Genomic DNA, 16,659 nt, shown 5'->3' with positions numbered 1-16,659 from the left:
CCCGGCGGCGGGCCGAACACCCGGGTTCGGCCGGTCGGCGCACGCCGCGGTGTCTACGTGAGGTCGAACTCCCCCTCGCGCGCCCCCGACACGAACGCGCCCCATTCCGCCGGGGTGAAGATCAGGGAGGGGCTCTGCGGGCTGCCGCTGTTCCGCATGGCGATGAACCCCTCGACGAAGGCGATCTGGACATCCCCCAGGCCCCGGCTGCTGGACTGCCACTGCGCGTTGCTGAGATCCAGCTCGGGCTTGTCCCAGCCCATGAGCGGGCGCTGGTGGGTGGTGCTTTCGGCCACGTCCGTGCTCCTCCCGGTGTCGTCGTCCGCGGCCAGCCTAGCGATCGGGTCGGACGGCCGACAGGCCATGTGGACAGTGCTTCGCGAAGCGACGCGCGGGAGATCGGTCCGGTCCGAGGAGGGCGGCGATCCGGTGGACCACGCCCGGCAGCGCCGGATGGCCGCCGGCCCGGCCCCAGGGCTCCTCCTCGCGCGGCGGCGCCGCCCGGCCGTCGGCGGCATGACCAGGACCCGGGCCGAGTGGGCGTGGAGTCGATGTGGCGCGCGACCGGGTCGTGGCGTCAGGAACCGGCGAAGCGCTCCCGCAGCTCCCTCTTGAGGATCTTCCCGCTGGCGTTGCGCGGCAGGGCGTCCACGAACCGCACCCGCTTGGGCGCCTTGAACGCGGTGAGCCGCTCGCGGACGTGCGCGATCAGCTCGTCCTCGGCGACCTCGCCGCGCGGGACGACGACGGCGGTGACGGCCTCGATCCACCGCTCGTCGGGCAGGCCGATCACGGCCGCCTCGGCGACGGCGTCGTGGGTGTAGAGGGCGTCCTCGACCTGGCGGGAGGCCACCAGGACGCCACCGGAGTTGATGACGTCCTTCACCCGGTCGACGATCGTGTAGTAGCCGTCCGCGTCCCGTACGGCGAGGTCGCCGGAGTGGAACCAGCCGTCGCGGAAGGCCGCCTCGGTCTCCTCGGGCTTGTCCCAGTATCCGTCGCACAACTGCGGGGAACGGTAGACGACTTCGCCGGGCGTGCCGTCGGGCACGTCCTTGCCGTCCTCGTCGACCACGCGCGCGTCGACGAAGAGGACGGGACGGCCGCAGGAGTCCATGCGGCCCTCGTGCTCGTCCGGGCCCAGGACGGTGGCGAGGGGACCGATCTCGCTCTGGCCGAAGCAGTTGTAGAAGGCGAGGTGCGGCAGGCGGGCGCGCAGCCGCTCCAGGACCGGCACCGGCATGATCGACGCGCCGTAGTAGGCCTTGCGCAGGCCGTCGAGGTCGCGGGTGGCGAAGTCGGCGCGGTTCGCGAGGCCGATCCACACGGTCGGCGGTGCGAAGAGGCTGTCCACGCGGCCCGCTTCGATCAGGTCGAGGAGCCGGTCGCCGTCGGGGGCGTCCAGGATGATGTTGGTGGCGCCGAGGGCGAGGTAGGGCAGCAGGAAGACGTGGGTCTGGGCCGAGTGGTAGAGCGGGAGCGCGTGCACGGGGCGGTCTCCGGCGCCGAGGTCGAGGGCGGTGATGGCGCTCAGGTACTCGTGCACCAGTGCCCGGTGGGTCATCATCGCGCCCTTGGGCAGGGCGGTGGTGCCGGAGGTGTAGAGCAGTTGCACCAGGTCCTCGGCGCCCGGTTCGGGGCCGTCGTACGCGGGCGCCGACGCGAGGCGGGCCAGGAGCGAGTCGCCGGCGTCGCGCAGCGGCAGGGCGCGGGTTTCGCCGGGGAGCCGGGCGGCGAGGTCGGGATCGGCGAGGACCAGGGTGCTGCCGGACTGGCCGACGAGGTAGGCGAGGTCGTCGCCGGTGAGGTTCTGGTTGACCGGGACGTGCACCAGGCCCGCGCGGGCGCAGGCCAGGAACGCGATCAGGTAGGCGTCGGAGTTGTGGCCGTAGGCACCGACCCGGTCACCGGGGGACAGTCCCTCGCCCAGCAGGACGCTCGCCGCGCGGGAGACCGCGGTGTCCAGCTCCTCGTACGTCCAGGAGCGGTCGCGGTACTCCACCGCGACGCGTGCCGGAGTGCGTCGGGCACTGCGCCGCAGCACCCCGTCGACCGTGCTGCCGTGTCCGGGCGTCATGACCTGATCCTCGGCCGGTAGCGGGGGCGGGTCAAGCGGTGTGCCCGGCCCGTCGGCTCCTCGCATCGGCCGCGTGCGCCCCATTGACACGACCCGTCGCTGACAGGAAAGTTTCACCCCGCACGGCGATCCGGGAAAGATACTTTCAGTTTCGGCGGCGGGAGGCTCTTCGATGGCCGGTCAGGCGACGAACGGATGGTCACGGCGTCAACTGGGCGCCGGCGCCCTGGCCCTGGGGGGTGCCCTGGCCATCGCCCCGTTCGCGGCCGGGCCTGCCGCGGCCGTCCCCGACCGGGGCCGGCGCCCCACCCTGCGGCGCGGCTCCGCCGAGGGTGCCGGGCTGCTCCCGGGCCATCTGCGGCAGCTCGTCACCGACGCCGAGGCGTTCCTCGGTCCGTCCCCCGTCCACCCGTGGTACGCGGGCGCCGTGCTGCTCGCCGGCCGGGGCGGCACGGTGGCGCTGCACGAACCGATCGGCATGGCGGTTCGCTACCGCTCCTACGACGAGGCGACCGACACCGGCGTCGAGTTCCCGGCGGGTGAGCAGATCCCGATGGCCCGGGACACGGTGTTCGACCTCGCGTCGATCTCCAAGCTGTTCACCTCGATCCTCGCCGTGCAGCAGCTGGAACGGGGCGCGCTGGAGCTGGAGGCGCCGGTCGCCTCGTACCTGCCGGACTTCGGCCGGGCGGGCAAGCAGGGCGTGACGATCCGTCACCTGCTCACGCACACCTCCGGCTTCCGGGCGTGGATCCCGCTGTACGGCGCGCCCACGTACGAGGAGAAGGTCCAGCTCGTCTACGACGAGGCGCCGGTGAACGCGCCCGGCACGGCGTACCTGTACTCGGACCTGAACATGATCTCGCTCCAGCTGGTACTGGAGGGGGTCACCGGCCGCACTCTGGACGCGCTGCTGCGGGACGAGATCACGCAACCCCTCGGTCTCACCCGCACCCGCTACAACCCGCCCGCCTCCTGGCGGCCGGGGATCGCCGCCACCGAGGACGCCCGCAAGCCCTGGTCCGGCCTGGACCGGGGGCTGGTGTGGGGCGAGGTGCACGACGAGAACGCCTTCAGCCTGGGCGGCGTCGCCGGTCACGCGGGGGTGTTCTCCTCGGCGTGGGACCTCGCGGTCCTCGGCCGTACGCTGCTCAACGGCGGCTCCTACGGCCGGGCCCGGATCCTGCGGCCGGAGTCGGTGGAGCTGATGTTCACCGACTTCAACACCGACTTCCCGGGCGACGAGCACGGCCTCGGTTTCGAGCTGTACCAGCACTGGTACATGGGTGCGATGGCGACGCCGCGCACGGCCGGACACACCGGTTTCACGGGCACCTCGCTGGTGCTCGACCCGACCACCGATTCGTTCCTCGTGGTCCTCGGCAACTCCGTCCACCCGGTGCGCGGCTGGCGTTCCGGGTCGGCTCCCCGGGTGGCGGCGGGCACCAACCTGGCACGGGCGGTGCCGGTCCGTCCGGCGCACGGGCGCACGGCGTGGTTCTCGGGGACGGCGAGTGCCGCCACGGCCACGCTCACGCTGCCCGCGCTGGACACGTCGGGCGGCCGGGCCCGGCTGGGCTGCGCGCTGTGGTGGGACACCGAGCCGGGGTCGGACACGCTGGTCCTGGAGGTCTCGACCGACGGCGGCGCCGGGTGGCGGCCGGTCCCGTTCACCACGACGCGCCGCGGCGAGGCTCCCCGCGAGCATCCGCAGGGCTCGGCCACCGGCTGGTCGGGGCGCGTCTGGCACCGGCTGGGCGCCGACCTCCCGGCCGCCCGCGGCCTCACCCTGCGCTGGCGGTACACGACCGACCGGCTGTACGTGGGCCGCGGGGCGTACGTCGACGGGCTGCGCGTGGAGGCGGCCGGCGACGTCCTGTTCCACGACGCGCGCCCGGCGGACGCGGCCCGTGTGGGGACGATGGGGTGGACGGCGTCGGCCGACTAGCGGGCCCCGTACCCGGTCCCGTCCAGCACCGCCATCGCCGCGTTGTGGCCCGGCACCCCGCTGACCCCTCCCCCGCGCACGGCGCCCGCGCCGCACAGCAGGACGTTCGCCTGCCCGGTCTCCACTCCCCAGTGGCCGGTGCCCTCCTGGGCGTGGGGCCAGGACAGCTCGCGGTGGAAGATGTTCCCGCCGGGCAGGCGCAGGTCGCGTTCCAGGTCGAGCGGCGACCTGGCCTCGATGCAGGGCCGCCCGTCGGCGTCGGTCGCCAGGCAGTCCGCGAGGGGCTCGGCGAGGTGGGCGTCGAGCTGGGCGAGGGTCGACTTCAGCAGTTCCTCGCGTACGGCGTCGTTGTCCCGGGCGAAGAGGCGGGCCGGGGTGTGCAGGCCGAACAGGGTGAAGGTGTGCATGCCCCGGGCGGCCAGGTCGGGGGCGAGGATCGTCGGGTCGGTCAGCGAGTGGCAGTAGATCTCGCAGGGCGGCGCCTCGGGCAGTTCCCCGGCGGTCGCGCGGGCGTGCGCGTCGGCCAATTGGCCGTAGCCCTCGGCGATGTGGAAGGTGCCGGCGAAGGCCTCGCGCGGGTCGGTCTCGGGGTCGCGCAGCCGCGGGAGCCGGGTCAGCAGCATGTTCACCTTGAGCTGGGCGCCCTCGGCCGGCGGGGGCGGCGCCTGGCCCGTGAGCGCCGCCAGTTCCCGCGGGGAGGCGTTGACCAGGACGTGGCGGGCGGCGGCGACGTGCTCGCCGTCGGCCGAGCGGTGGGTGACCTCGGCCGTGTGCCCGTCCGTGTCGATCCGCACCGCCTCGTGACCGGTGGCGAGCACGGCACCGGCGGCGCGGGCCGTGTCCGCCAGCGCGTCGGTGAGGGCGCCCATGCCGCCGACCGGCACGTCCCAGGCGCCGGTGCCGCCACCGATGACGTGGTAGAGGAAGCAGCGGTTCTGGACCAGCGAGGGGTCGTGGGCGTCGGCGAAGGTGCCGATCAGCGCGTCGGTGAGGGCGACGCCCCGGACCAGGTCGTCGGCGAAGTGCTCCTCGACGGCGACGCCGACCGGCTCCTCGAACAGGGCCCGCCAGGCCCTCTCGTCGTCGACCCGGCGGCGCAGTTCGTCCCGGGTGGGCAGGGGTTCGGTGAGGGTGGGGAAGACCCGCTGGGCCACATGGCCGGTCATGGCGTAGAAGCGCTGCCAGGCGGCGTACTCCTGCTCCGAACCGGTCAGCCGGGCGAAGGACTCGCGGGTGCGGCGCTCGCCGCCCCCGACGAGGAGCCCGGTGGGCCGCCCGGCGCGCTCGACGGGCGTGTAGGAGGAGACGGTGCGCGCCCGCACCCGGAAGTCCAGGCCGAGGTCCCGCACGATCTTCCTGGGCAGCAGGCTGACCAGGTACGAGTAGCGCGACAGCCGTGCGTCGACCCCGGCGAACGGCCGGGTGGACACGGCCGCCCCGCCGGTGTGGTCCAGCCGTTCCAGGACCAGCACGGAGCGTCCGGCCCGGGCCAGATAGGCGGCGGCGACCAGGCCGTTGTGGCCGCCGCCGACCACGACGACGTCAAAGGTGCGGGAGGTGCGGGGCGGGGTCGTCATGGCTCTTGGTAACACGGCCCGGCCGGGGGCGACCAGCCCGCCGTCGCGCCCCCGTGCGCGGTCAGCATGCGGCCCCGCGCAGTGCCGCTGCCCTGCGGTGGAGCTCGGCGGCCTCGGCGGCGCGGCCGAGCTGCTCCAGACAGTGGGCCTCGTCGTCGCGTGCGACGAGGGTGTCGGGGTGGCCGGGGCCCATCGCCCGTTCGCGGGCGGCGGCGACCAGGCGGTACTCGGTCAGGGCGGGCGACCAGTGTCCGAGCCGGCCCAGGGCGACGGCGACCTCGCGGTGGCTGACCAGGGTGTCGGGGTGGTCCGGGCCCAGGACGCGGGCGCGGACCGCGCACACCTGGCGCGCTTCGGCCAGGGCCTCCTCCCAGCGGCCCAGCCTGCCGAGGTTGACGCCCAGGCCGTGCCGGGCGCGCAGGGTCTCGGGGTGCTCGGGTCCCTGGGCGCGGGCGCGGTCGTCGATCAGCCGCTCGTACACGCCCAGCGCTTCGGCGCAGCGGCCGAGGCGACCCAGGGCGACGCCCGTCTCGTAGCGGGCGGCGAGCGTGTCGGGGTGGTCGGGGCCGAGCGCTCTCGACCGGGCCGCGGCGATCTCGCGGTAGGTCGCCAGGGCCTCCTGCCAGCGGTCCAGCCGCCCCAGTTCGTAGGCCACCTCGTAGCGGGTGACGAGGGTGTCGGGGTGCTCGGGGCCGAGCACGCGGGCCCGGACCGCGGCCACCTCGCGGGCCGTCCGGTGGGCGTCCTCGGTCCGGCCGAGCCGCCCGAGGTTGGAGGCGAGGTTGTGCCGGCAGCGCAGGGTGTCGGGATGGTCGGCGCCCATGGTGCGCTCGCGGGCGGTCAGCACCGAGGTGTACACCTGATGGGCGTCGGTGTGGCGGCCCAGCCGGCTCAGGGTGAAGGCCATCTCCTGGCGGACGGCGAGGGTGTCGGCGTGATCGGCGCCCAAAGTCCTGATCCTGGCCTCGGCGACGCCCTTGTACGCGCGCAGCGCCTCGGCGGCACGGCCGGTGCGGCCGAGGGTGAAGGCGGCCTCGTAGCGGCTGGCGAGCGTGTCGGGGTGGTCGGGGCCGAGCAGGCGTTCGCGCTCGGCGGCGACCGAGCGGTGCACCTCGCCGGCCTCCTCCCAGCGGCCGAGCCGCCCCAGGCTCAGCCCCGTTCTGTGGCGCTCGGCCAGCCCGGCGACGGTCTCGGACGCCGGGTCCGGCCCCTCACCCGCGACGGGTTCCGGGGTCCGGGCGCCGGCGGGACGCTCAACCCCGGGCCGCGGGATCCACACGCCGGACAGGCCCGCCCCGGGGTCCGGGGGCGTGGCGCGCGGGCCGGTGCCGGTCGCCTTGTGACCGGTGGTCATGCCGCGCGTCCAGGACGGCAGCCCGGCGCGGCCCGCGACCGGCTGGGGCCGAGGCGTCCGCGGCCGGGCGGTCGCCAGGGCCGGCACCGGCACCCCTTCCGCGCGTCCGGCGGTGATCCTGCGGCCCAGTTCGCGCGCGTCGTCCGGGCGCTGTTCGGGCCGTTTGGCCAGCAGGTCCAGGATGATCCGGTCCAGGTAGCCGGGCAGTTCGGCGCGTCGGGAACGGGGCGCCTCGGGCTCGGTGTCGCGGTGGCCGACGAGGATCGCCCAGGCGTCGTCGAGGTCGAACGGCGGGGCACCGGTGGCGATCTCGTACAGCACGCAGCCCAGGGAGTACAGGTCGCTGCGCCGGTCGACCTCCTCGCCGCCGATCTGTTCGGGCGACATGTAGTGCGGGGTGCCCATGGCGATGCCGGTGCCGGTCAGCCGGGCGGTGAAGCCCGCGTCGTGGCCCAGCCGGGCGATGCCGAAGTCGCAGATCTTCACGGTGCCGTCAGCGGTCCGCACGATGTTCGCCGGCTTGAGGTCGCGGTGGACGATGCCCTGCTCGTGGGTGTGGGCGAGCGCGGAGGCGACCTGTTCGGCGATGTCGACGACGTCGGCGACGGGCAGCGGGTGGCCCTTGTTGTCCTCCAGGAGCCGGCTCAGGTCGTGTCCCTCCAGCAGCTCCATGACCAGGAAGAGCACGCCGTCCCACTCGCCGAAGTCGTGGACGACGGTCACCCCGCGGTGCTGGAGCGCGGCGGCCACCCGGGCCTCGCGCCGGAATCTCTCCCGCAGGACGCGGGTGGAGGAGTGGTCGTGCTGCGTCCCCAGTGGTTTGAGGCACTTGACGGCTATGCGACGGCCCAGTGACTCGTCGCGCGCCCGCCACACCTCGCCCATGCCGCCGCGTCCGATCCTCTCGAGCAGCCGGTATCGGCCCTGGATCAGCGTGCTGTCCCCCATGACTTCGCCCGCCCCCGTGGTTCAGTCCGCCGCGCCCTCCCCTGGCCGGTCCAGTATGGCCGCTTGTCGTCCGATTTTGTATGGCGCGGGGCGTGCGCCCGGGCCGAGCCGTTCCATGGCGCGCAGGATGTGCCGGGGCGGCAGCTGCCAGCGCACACGCGCGGGGATCCGGCGCAGCAGGGTGCCCGTGGCGCACAGTCGGCGGGTGACGGTGGCGGGCGGGGGCGCGGGTCTGCCGTAGAGCTCGTGCGCGTACGGCGGCAGGGAGTCGTACGCGAGACGGGCGACCCGTCGCCACAGCAGCGCGCGGGCCGGGACCAGGAGCGGGTGCGTGGGCGGGCGGAGCAGGAAGTCGTCCACCTCGTGCGCGTCCGCTCCCGCGGCCAGTTCGGGCCGTACCCCCGCGAAGTAGGCCGCCAGTTCGGCGCGGTTCGCGGGTACGGAGCCGGGGTCGAGGCCGACGAGACGGGCGCTGTGCCGGTGTTCGGCGAGGTAGCGGTCGGCGTGCGCGTCGGTGAGCGGGAATCCGGAGCGGCGCAGGACGTGCAGGTAGGAGCCGATCTCGGCGCAGTGCACCCACAGCAGCAGGGCGGGTTCGTCGACGCCGTAGCGCTCGCCCGTCGCCGGGTCCGTGGCGCCGAGCATGCGGTGGATCTTCCGTACCCGGGCACCGGCCCGCTCGGCGGCCTCGGTGGTGCCGTACGTCGTGGTGCCGACGAAGCCCGCGGTGCGCATGAGCCGGCCCCAGGCGTCGCGCCGGAAGTCGCTGTTCTGCATCACGCCGCGCACGGCGCGCGGGTGGAGGGCCTGGAGGTAGAGCGCACGGATGCCGGCCACCCACATCATCGGGTCGCCGTGCGCCTGCCAGGTCACCGAGTCGGGGCCGAAGAGCCCGGGGTCGGCGTTCGTCCGCGTCGCCGTCATGGCGGCAGGCTAATGCCCCCGCGCGGCCGGATCCCAGGCCTCAGCGCAGGGTGGCGAGGAACTCTCCACAGGCGCGGGCGCAGTCGCGGCAGGCGCGGGCGCTCTCCTCGGCGCCCGGGTGGCCGTCGAAGACGTGCGCGCTCTCCAGGCACACCTGGCGGCACCACTCCAGTTGGGCGCGGATGGCGGACTCGTCCACCTGGTTCTGCTCGGACAGCACCCGGCAGGTCGCGTCGCAGACCTCCGCGCACATGATGCCCCTGCGCCGTACGAGTTCCTGGTTCTCGGTCCCGTCCGGGTCCACGAGGCTCGCCCGCAGGGCGCAGGCCCGGGCGCACTCGGTGCACGCCTGTGCGCAGGCGAAGCGGTCCTCGAGGAAACGGAACAGTTCCTGCTGGGAAGTCGTCGTCGATGTCACACCGCGCGGGTTGCCGCCGGTTGCGGCGCCAAACCGCCGGGCCCGTTGTTTCCGGGGCCTGCGACGCGGGTGCCGCCGGCCTGGGTGAGCAGGTTGGCCGGGCGGGCCGGGGGTACCCGCGCTCCATGACCAACGCATGGATGGACCTGGCCGCGGGCGGCTCCGGCGCATTCGCCGTCTGGCTGATCGTCGCTGCCGTGGTGGTGGTGGCCGTACTGATCGGCGCGTTCGCCTTCGGCAGCCGGCAGAAGCGCCGGGAGCCGCCGCCCCCGCGCCCCGAGGAGCAGCCCCGTATGCCCGACGACGGTCCCGTCCATGAGGAGCGGGAGCGTCGGGAGCCCGACGAGATGCCGCGGCGCGACGAGCGGACGCTGCCGCACGAGATGGGGCACCAGGGCAGCCGTACCGCCTCCGACCAGAAGCGGCCCCGCTGGGACGAGGGCAGCAGTGGCTCCTTCGGCAGCGGCGGGCCGGGCGGACGCTGACCTCCGGGCGGACGCCGACCCGCGCGAGGTGCCGTGGCGCGGATCCGGCCGCCGGGTGGGCCTGCGGGACACGCCGGAGGGCGGAGGGGCAAGCCGGAGGGTGACGGCACCCGCGCGGGGTGTAGTTTCCGGCACCGGCGGTGGGGAACCCATGCGCCGTGCTGTTGCAGAGGAGCAGGGCCCGCGCCGCTGCGCGGGCCCGTCACGCGGGCGAACACACCGTCAACTGGGCCGACGGGCGGCTCCCCGTCTCCGAGGGCGGGGGGCTGCTGCGCAAGGCCTTCCCCGAGCACTGGTCGTTCCTGCTGGGCGAGATCGCCCTGTACAGCTTCGTCGTGCTGCTGCTGACCGGCGTCTGGCTGACGCTGTTCTTCAAGCCCTCGATGACGGAGGTCGTCTACGACGGCTCGCACGAACCCCTACTGGGCATGAGCATGTCGGAGGCGTACCGCTCGACCCTGGACATCAGTTTCGACGTGCGCGGCGGGCTGCTGATCCGGCAGGTGCACCACTGGTCGTCCCTGGTGTTCCTGTCGGCCATCGGGGTGCACCTGCTGCGGATTTTCTTCACCGGGGCGTTCCGCCGACCGCGTGAGGTCAACTGGCTGATCGGTGTCACGCTGTTCGTGCTGGCGCTCGCCGAGGGCTTCGCCGGCTACTCGCTCCCGGACGACCTGCTGTCCGGGACGGGGCTGCGCATCGCGCAGGGGATCATGCTGTCCCTTCCGGTGGTGGGGACGTACATCAGCATGTTCGTCTTCGGCGGCGAGTATCCCGGCCACGACATCGTGCCGCGGCTGTACTCGGTGCACATCCTGCTGCTCCCCGCGCTGCTGGTCGCGCTGGTCACGGCCCATCTGATCCTGGTGTTCTACCTGAAGCACACCCACTGGGCGGGTCGCGGGCGCACCGAGCGCAACGCGGTGGGCAAGCCGATGTTCCCGCAGTTCATGACGAACTCCACCGGCCTGTTCTTCATGGTCTTCGGTCTCCTGACCGTGCTGGCGGCGGTGGCCGAGATCAACCCGATCTGGACGTACGGCCCCTACCGCCCCGACGTCGTCTCCACGGGTTCGCAGCCGGACTGGTACGTCGGGTTCCTGGAGGGCTCGCTGCGGCTGATGCCTCCGTTCGAGACGGCGGTGGCGGGCCACACCGTCATGTGGAACGTGCTGGTGCCGGCGGTCCTGCTGCCGGGCGCCCTGTTCACGGTGCTGTACGCCTACCCGTTCTTCGAGCGGTGGGTGACGGGCGACCACGAGGAACACCACCTGTGCGACCGGCCCCGGGACAGGCCGGTGCGCACCGGGCTCGGCGTCGCCGCGATCGTCTTCTACGGTGTGCTGCTGCTGGCCGGCGGGAACGACATCCTCGCCCACACCTTCCACGTCTCGCTGAACCTGCTCACCTGGATCTTCCGCGTGGCTCTGGTGCTGGCGCCGCCGCTGGCCTTCGTGGTGACCAAGCGCGTCTGCCTGGCCCTTCAGGAGCGCGACCGCGAGCGCCTGACCGAGGGCGAGGAGACGGGCGAGGTGCACCAGTCCCTCGCGGGCGGCTACGCCGAGAGCCACGCGCCCCTCGACCCCGAGGAGCGTCATGTGCTGCGGGCGGCGCGCAGGCAGCCCGAGCCGCTCACGCCGTCCGCGAAGGAGGGCGATGCCCCTCACGTGGGCCGACTGCGCGCGACGCTGAGCGAGTGGTACTACGGCGACCGGGTCGAGGCCGGGGAGCCGGAGCCGGAACGGTTGCCGGAGCGGCCGCCGGCGGAAGCGGCGGAAGCAGCGGAACGGGACGCCTACTCGGGCGAACCGGAGCGCTGAACACCCCGGTCGGCGTACTGGAAGACCAGTCCGCCGACCCCCATGGCGAGCAGGCCGAAGCCGATCAGCGCCAGCCACAGGCCGAAGACGACGCCGAACGCGAGGACCACGGCGGCCAGCGCGATCGTGATCGGCCAGGAGCTGCGCGGCGGGAAGAAGTCGACCGGTCCCGCGGTGTCCACGACCTCGCCCGCACCGCGGTCCTGCGCCCGCAGACCGCGCCTGCGGTACTGCACGCGCAGGAAGAACGCGACGAGCGCGGCCATGAGGAAGGCGATGACGAGCGCGGCGGTGCCGGCGGGTTCGCGCGACCACCAGCCGTAGAGTGCCGCCTCGGCACCGAAGAAGACCGCCACACCGGTGAACAGACGGGATTCGGTCCTCACTGCACATGCCTCTGGTCGTGTCGGGTGATGTCGGGGTGGTGCAGGTCGAAGGCCGGGGACTCGGAGCGGATCCGGGGCAGCGACGTGAAGTTGTGGCGCGGCGGCGGGCTGCTGGTGGCCCATTCGAGTGAACGGCCGTAGCCCCAGGGGTCGTCCTGCCCGACCTTCTCGCCGTACTGGTGGGTGCGCCACACGTTGTAGAGGAACGGCAGGGTGGAGAGCCCGAGGAGGAAGGCGCCGATGGAGCTGACGGTGTTCAGCGTGGTGAAGCCGTCCGCGGCCAGGTAGTCGGCGTAGCGGCGCGGCATGCCCTGTTCGCCGAGCCAGTGCTGGACGAGGAAGGTGGTCTGGAAGCCGATGAAGAGGGTCCAGAAGTGGATCTTCCCGAGGCGTTCGTCGAGCAGTTTGCCGGTGAACTTCGGCCACCAGAAGTAGAAACCGGCGAACATCGCGAAGACGACCGTGCCGAACAGCACGTAGTGCAGGTGGGCGACGATGAAGTACGAGTCGGTCAGGTGGAAGTCCAGGGGCGGGGAGGCGATGAGGACGCCGCTCATGCCGCCGAGCAGGAATGTCACGAGGAAGCCGCACGCCCACAGCATGGGGGTCTCGAAGGAGAGCGAGCCGCGCATCATCGTGCCGATCCAGTTGAAGAACTTCACCCCGGTCGGCACGGCGATGAGGAACGACATGAGGGAGAAGAACGGGAGCAGCACGGCGCCGGTGGCGAACATGTGGTGGGCCCACACCACCGCGGAGAGCATGGTGATGGCGATGGTGGCGCCGACCAGGCTGACGTAGCCGAAGATCGGCTTGCGGCTGAAGACCGGGATGATCTCGGTGACGATGCCGAAGAACGGCAGCGCGACGATGTACACCTCGGGATGGCCGAAGAACCAGAACAGGTGCTGCCACAACAGCGCCCCGCCGTTCGCCGCGTCGAAGACGTGCGCGCCGAACTTGCGGTCGGCCTCGAGCATCAGCAGCGCGGCGGTGAGCACGGGGAAGGCCGGCAGCACCAGGATCGACGTGAACAGGATGTTCCAGGTGAAGATCGGCATCCGGAACATGGTCATGCCGGGGGCGCGCAGGCAGATGATGGTGGTGATGAAGTTGACGGCGCTGAGCGTGGTCGACACACCGCTCACCACCAGGCCCATCGTCCACAGGTCACCGCCCGGGCCCGGGCTGAAGGTGGCGCTGTTCAGCGGTGCGTAGGCGAACCAGCCGAACGAGGCCGCTCCGCCGGGCGTCAGGAAACCCGCCACCACCATCAGGCCGCCGAAGAGGTACATCCAGTACGACAGCGCGTTCAGCCGGGGGAACGCCAGGTCGGGGGCGCCGATCTGAAGGGGCATGATGACGTTGGTGAACCCGGCGAACAGCGGGGTCGCGAACAGCAGCATCATGATGGTGCCGTGCACGGTGAACAGCTGGTTGTACTGCTCGTTGCTGAACAACTGCAGTCCGGGCCTGGCGAGTTCACTGCGCATCAGCATGGCCAGGACGCCGCCGAGGAGGAAGAAGCCGAACGATGTCGCCAGGTAGAGGTGACCGATCACCTTGTGATCGGTCGTCGTGGCCCACCGCACCAGCGCGCGGCCCAGCGTGCGGTTCGTCCGCTGCCGGGCCGGTGTCCGGCGCGGCGACTCGGTCCTTCTGTCCACCGCCATGCGGCGGAGAGTACCCAGGCGCCGGTGACTGAGACCCACGACCACGCCGAGGCCGGTGCCGGGCGTGAGGCGGATGGGCCACCCGGCGCACGGGTGCGGACCGGACGGTGCCGGGCCCGCACCCGCGCGCGGCGGTCGGATTACGAGGCGTCGAGCACGGTGCCGGTCAGGACCGGGCCCTGCGGCTCGCCCTCGTCGTCCGTGTTGCGCAGGCCGATGTACTCGGTGGGCTCCGCGGCGTCGTCGGTGACGGTGGGCACCCTCACCTCGGCGTCCGTCTCACCGGGCGGGACGATGGCCCAGAGCGCGAAGTAGTCCAGCCGGGACAGCGGGACCTCCCCGTCGGGCACCTCCCCCACCGTCTCGAGGAGCCAGTCGTGGTCGATGTCCTTGGTGGACAGCTCGGGACGGGTGTCGTCGGGGACCGGCACGAGCGCCGTGCCCAGTTCCACGTCGGCGGGCTCCGAGAGCGAGACCCGCCAGCGCAGCGGCTGCCCCTCGGTGACCCGGTCCGCGACGGGGGTCACGCTGATCCGCGGCATCGGGTCGTCCTCCCGGACCGTCACACCGCCGGCGTAGGAGCCGACAACGAAGCCGCGTACCGCCTTGACCAGCAGGTCGTGGCTGGAGTCGCCGCCGTAGCGCTTGTTGCCCCTCACCTTGACGCTCACGTCGACGAAGGGCGTGCCGGAACGCACGGTGACCAGGCGCTCCTCGGCTGGTGAGCCGAAGCCTTCCATGAGGTACATCCGGACCGTGCCGGTGCCCTTGCCGGAGACCCTCACCGGGACGTGGTAGGTCCGCACGCCCGAGTCGCCCTCCTCGACCGTCGTCCGGCCGACGTCGACGCGGGCCAGCGGGGCCGGTCGCACCCGGGGCGTGCCCGGCTGCCACGCGTAGGCGTCCATCAGCCAGGCCTTGCCCGCCCGGGAACGGGGGGTCAGCTCCAGCGCGGTGACGCGGCGCAGGTCGACTCCGGCGCGGGTGGCGGCGGTGAGCGGTACGCGCAGTTCCTGCGCCCAGTAGGACGCGGTGCGTTCGCTGCCCGCGAGGCCGTCGGCGCGGACGGTGCCGAGGGTGGCACGCCGACCGGCGGCGTCGGTGACGGACACGTCGAGCCGGGTGCCGGTGCTGCCCGGCGGCACGATGACGCGCAGGGCGAGACTCTGGGCGCCCTTCAGGGAGACGGGGGTGCCGGGGCGGACCCGGGTCGCGGTGCCCGGTGCGGACCAGTCCAGGGCGATCGCGCCGCGGCCGGTCTCGCGCTCGGGCCACCAGTACGCGAAGTGCGGCGAGGAGCCCTGCGCGTCCTCCCCGAGGCAGGCGACGCCGGGGTCGGGGTCGACCGCGGAGCACAGGCGGCCGCCGCCGGTCACCTTGACGCCGCCGTCCGGCAGGAACCCGGCGCCGCGCCCGGCGCCGACGGCGTGGGTCAGCACCCGGGCCGGGTCGGCCGAGGGGGCGCGGCGGCCGGTGCCGTCGATCAGCTCGCGCACCCGGTCGTCACCGGCGACGAACAGCCGGGCGGCGGCGGCCACGTAGGTCGCCCCGGCCCGGTGCTGCTGCCCGGCCGTCAGGCGGGTCGGGCTGTCCACCGAGCAGACCGGGTCGGGGCCCTCGGGGTCCTCCCAGAAGTCGTCGGAGGCGGGTGCCTCGGCCTGGCCGGGCGTCCACTCGCTGTTGAAGTAGTTGTGGTTGGCGCCGGTGATGTGGACCGCGCTGTGCAGGGCGCGCCCCCGGCTCACGCCCCGGGTGCCGTCGACGTAGAGCTGCCCCTGGAGGTCGGAGACGTCGCCGTCGCAGCCCGGCAGGATCGTCAGGGACGGCACGTCGGGCATCGGGTTCTGGCCGAAGGCGGTGGGGCCGACGAGTACGGTGCCGCGGATGTTCCAGCGGGCCCGCCCCTGTGGGCCGTCCTGGTCCGCGGGGGGCGGGTACAGGCTGTCCGTCGCCGCCCGGTCGACGCCTTCGCCGCCGCGGGAGTGGCCGACGAGCAGGACGCGGGAGAGGTCGGCCTTCGGGCCACGGCGTACGGCGTCCGGGGCGGCGGAGGTGGCGGCGGCCCAGTCGGCCCAGCGGGCCAGGTGCGAGCGGACCAGTGACGAGCGGGCCTGGGCGCCGCCGTCCTCGAGGTCGCCGTCCTGGCCGTTGATGCCGTTGGCGGAGATCGAGACGGTCACATAGCCCTGGGAGGCCAGCAGTTTCTGGTCCTGGAGGTAGCCGCGGTGGCTGGGGATGGGCTTGGCCCCCTCGGCGCAGGGCCAGTCGATCGTGACGGCCTCCTCGCCCTGGCCGGGGACGTAGCAGGTGGCGTGCCGGCCGTGCAGGAAGAGCGCGAGGGGGCGTTTGCCGGTCGCACCCTTCGGCGCGACGACCAGGCCGCGCATCTCGACCGGGACGGACAGGCCGGGCAGCCGGACCGGGTCGAGCGTGTACTCGCCGGTGGTCGTGGCGAACCGGCCGGGCCGGCCCGGGTCGACGCTGCCGGCGGGGAGGAGGGGCGGGAGTTTCGCCGGGGGCGCTTCAACGGGGCGGCGCTGCCGGGGGGCGGCTTGCGGTCCCCGGTCCAGTCGGCGACCGGCGGCGCGGACCTGGAGGTCGGTCAGTGCGTGCGGTGCGGCCGGCCGGGTCTCGTCCAGGGGGAGGCGGAAGGTCCGGCCGTCGCGGTCCGGCGCGGGCACGCCGAGCAGGCGACCGCCGGAGTGGAACTCCACCCGTGCGTCACCGGGCCGGACGGCCCGCGGGGAGCGCCACTCCAGGGATCTCGCCGCACCGGTGCCGGTGATCCGCCAGCCGGGCGGCAGGTCGGCGGTGCCGTTCGGTGCCGCCCGCACCGACGCGGCGCTGCGGGGCGGTTGCGGTGCGGCCTGGGCCGCGGCGGGCGCGACACCCACGAGTGTCAGGGCCGCTGCCGCGGCGGCCCCCATCGTTCGAGCGCGTATCAAGAATCCACTCCTCAACACCTCGGTGGTACCTCGGTCCGGGACAACGTCCGTGCGGACGCCCCCGGTTGGAGGAGGGGAGGAAGATCCCCGGGGTTGCCTGTGCG

Annotated in this window: 12 protein-coding genes; 3 read left to right on the top strand and 9 right to left on the bottom strand. The window is 73.4% G+C overall.

Translation table 11 applies throughout. From position 1 onward, the window contains the following. Nucleotides 1-53: 53 nt before the first annotated feature. Nucleotides 54-296: a DUF397 domain-containing protein gene (locus IE94_RS0112405; protein WP_030182473.1), complete on the bottom strand. Its 243-nt coding sequence runs from the start codon at nucleotides 294-296 to the stop codon at nucleotides 54-56. Nucleotides 297-577: 281 nt separating this feature from the next. Next, a complete protein-coding gene (locus IE94_RS0112400; RefSeq protein ID WP_030182471.1) occupies nucleotides 578-2,077 on the bottom strand; it encodes an acyl-CoA synthetase in 1,500 nt (499 codons plus the stop codon). A 172-nt stretch (nucleotides 2,078-2,249) separates the two neighbouring features. On the opposite strand from IE94_RS0112400, the gene IE94_RS0112395 reads away from it, so the two are divergent. Further along, on the top strand, nucleotides 2,250-4,025 hold the full coding sequence (locus IE94_RS0112395) for a serine hydrolase domain-containing protein (RefSeq protein ID WP_030182469.1): 1,776 nt from the start codon (nucleotides 2,250-2,252) through the stop codon (nucleotides 4,023-4,025). Here IE94_RS0112395 and IE94_RS0112390 read toward each other — a convergent pair. From IE94_RS0112390 to IE94_RS0112375, 4 genes are all read right to left on the bottom strand, one after another. Next, nucleotides 4,022-5,602, bottom strand: coding sequence for a phytoene desaturase family protein (locus IE94_RS0112390; protein ID WP_051777445.1), 1,581 nt, complete (start codon nucleotides 5,600-5,602; stop codon nucleotides 4,022-4,024). The two genes, IE94_RS0112395 and IE94_RS0112390, sit on opposite strands and share 4 nt — an antisense overlap. 61 nt (nucleotides 5,603-5,663) lie before the next feature. After that, nucleotides 5,664-7,904 carry a serine/threonine-protein kinase gene (locus IE94_RS0112385; protein ID WP_030182466.1) on the bottom strand — a complete coding sequence of 747 codons (2,241 nt, stop codon included), beginning with the start codon at nucleotides 7,902-7,904 and terminating at the stop codon, nucleotides 5,664-5,666. A gap of 21 nt (nucleotides 7,905-7,925) precedes the next feature. After that, nucleotides 7,926-8,828 carry an oxygenase MpaB family protein gene (locus IE94_RS0112380; protein ID WP_030182463.1) on the bottom strand — a complete coding sequence of 301 codons (903 nt, stop codon included), beginning with the start codon at nucleotides 8,826-8,828 and terminating at the stop codon, nucleotides 7,926-7,928. 40 nt (nucleotides 8,829-8,868) lie between these two features. Continuing rightward, nucleotides 8,869-9,246 (bottom strand): four-helix bundle copper-binding protein, encoded by a 378-nt coding sequence (locus tag IE94_RS0112375; protein ID WP_030182460.1) that lies wholly within the window; start codon nucleotides 9,244-9,246, stop codon nucleotides 8,869-8,871. 125 nt (nucleotides 9,247-9,371) lie between these two features. On the opposite strand from IE94_RS0112375, the gene IE94_RS0112370 reads away from it, so the two are divergent. Both IE94_RS0112370 and qcrB read left to right on the top strand, forming a co-directional pair. Next, a complete protein-coding gene (locus IE94_RS0112370) occupies nucleotides 9,372-9,731 on the top strand; it encodes a DUF6479 family protein (protein WP_030182458.1) in 360 nt (119 codons plus the stop codon). A gap of 158 nt (nucleotides 9,732-9,889) precedes the next feature. Beyond that, nucleotides 9,890-11,551 carry a cytochrome bc1 complex cytochrome b subunit gene (gene qcrB, locus IE94_RS0112365; RefSeq protein ID WP_030182455.1) on the top strand — a complete coding sequence of 554 codons (1,662 nt, stop codon included), beginning with the start codon at nucleotides 9,890-9,892 and terminating at the stop codon, nucleotides 11,549-11,551. On the opposite strand, the gene ctaF is transcribed toward qcrB, so the two are convergent. From ctaF to IE94_RS0112350, 3 genes are all read right to left on the bottom strand, one after another. Further along, entirely contained in the window at nucleotides 11,527-11,937 is a 411-nt protein-coding gene (gene ctaF / locus IE94_RS0112360) for an aa3-type cytochrome oxidase subunit IV (RefSeq protein WP_030182453.1), read from the bottom strand. The two genes, qcrB and ctaF, sit on opposite strands and share 25 nt — an antisense overlap. Next, nucleotides 11,934-13,610: an aa3-type cytochrome oxidase subunit I gene (gene ctaD / locus IE94_RS0112355; protein WP_471544490.1), complete on the bottom strand. Its 1,677-nt coding sequence runs from the start codon at nucleotides 13,608-13,610 to the stop codon at nucleotides 11,934-11,936. The genes ctaF and ctaD overlap by 4 nt, the downstream gene beginning before the upstream one ends. A gap of 140 nt (nucleotides 13,611-13,750) precedes the next feature. After that, nucleotides 13,751-16,555 (bottom strand): alpha/beta hydrolase, encoded by a 2,805-nt coding sequence (locus IE94_RS0112350; RefSeq protein WP_030182451.1) that lies wholly within the window; start codon nucleotides 16,553-16,555, stop codon nucleotides 13,751-13,753. Between the last annotated feature and the right edge of the window lie 104 nt (nucleotides 16,556-16,659).

The sequence above is a fragment of the Streptomyces violaceorubidus genome (assembly GCF_000717995.1).
GTDB classification, from domain to species: Bacteria; Actinomycetota; Actinomycetes; order Streptomycetales; family Streptomycetaceae; genus Streptomyces; species Streptomyces violaceorubidus.
The sequence above is the reverse complement of the archived record's forward strand: the minus strand, read 5'-3'. Positions and strand labels throughout refer to the sequence as shown.

Coding starts and splice junctions, on each gene's coding strand:
- IE94_RS0112400 (WP_030182471.1), bottom strand. CDS start 2,077: ATGACGCCCGGACACGGCAGCACGGTCGACGGGGTGCTGCGGCGCAGT.
- IE94_RS0112395 (WP_030182469.1), top strand. CDS start 2,250: ATGGCCGGTCAGGCGACGAACGGATGGTCACGGCGTCAACTGGGCGCC.
- IE94_RS0112390 (WP_051777445.1), bottom strand. CDS start 5,602: ATGACGACCCCGCCCCGCACCTCCCGCACCTTTGACGTCGTCGTGGTC.
- IE94_RS0112385 (WP_030182466.1), bottom strand. CDS start 7,904: ATGGGGGACAGCACGCTGATCCAGGGCCGATACCGGCTGCTCGAGAGG.
- IE94_RS0112380 (WP_030182463.1), bottom strand. CDS start 8,828: ATGACGGCGACGCGGACGAACGCCGACCCCGGGCTCTTCGGCCCCGAC.
- IE94_RS0112370 (WP_030182458.1), top strand. CDS start 9,372: ATGACCAACGCATGGATGGACCTGGCCGCGGGCGGCTCCGGCGCATTC.
- ctaD (WP_471544490.1), bottom strand. CDS start 13,610: ATGGCGGTGGACAGAAGGACCGAGTCGCCGCGCCGGACACCGGCCCGG.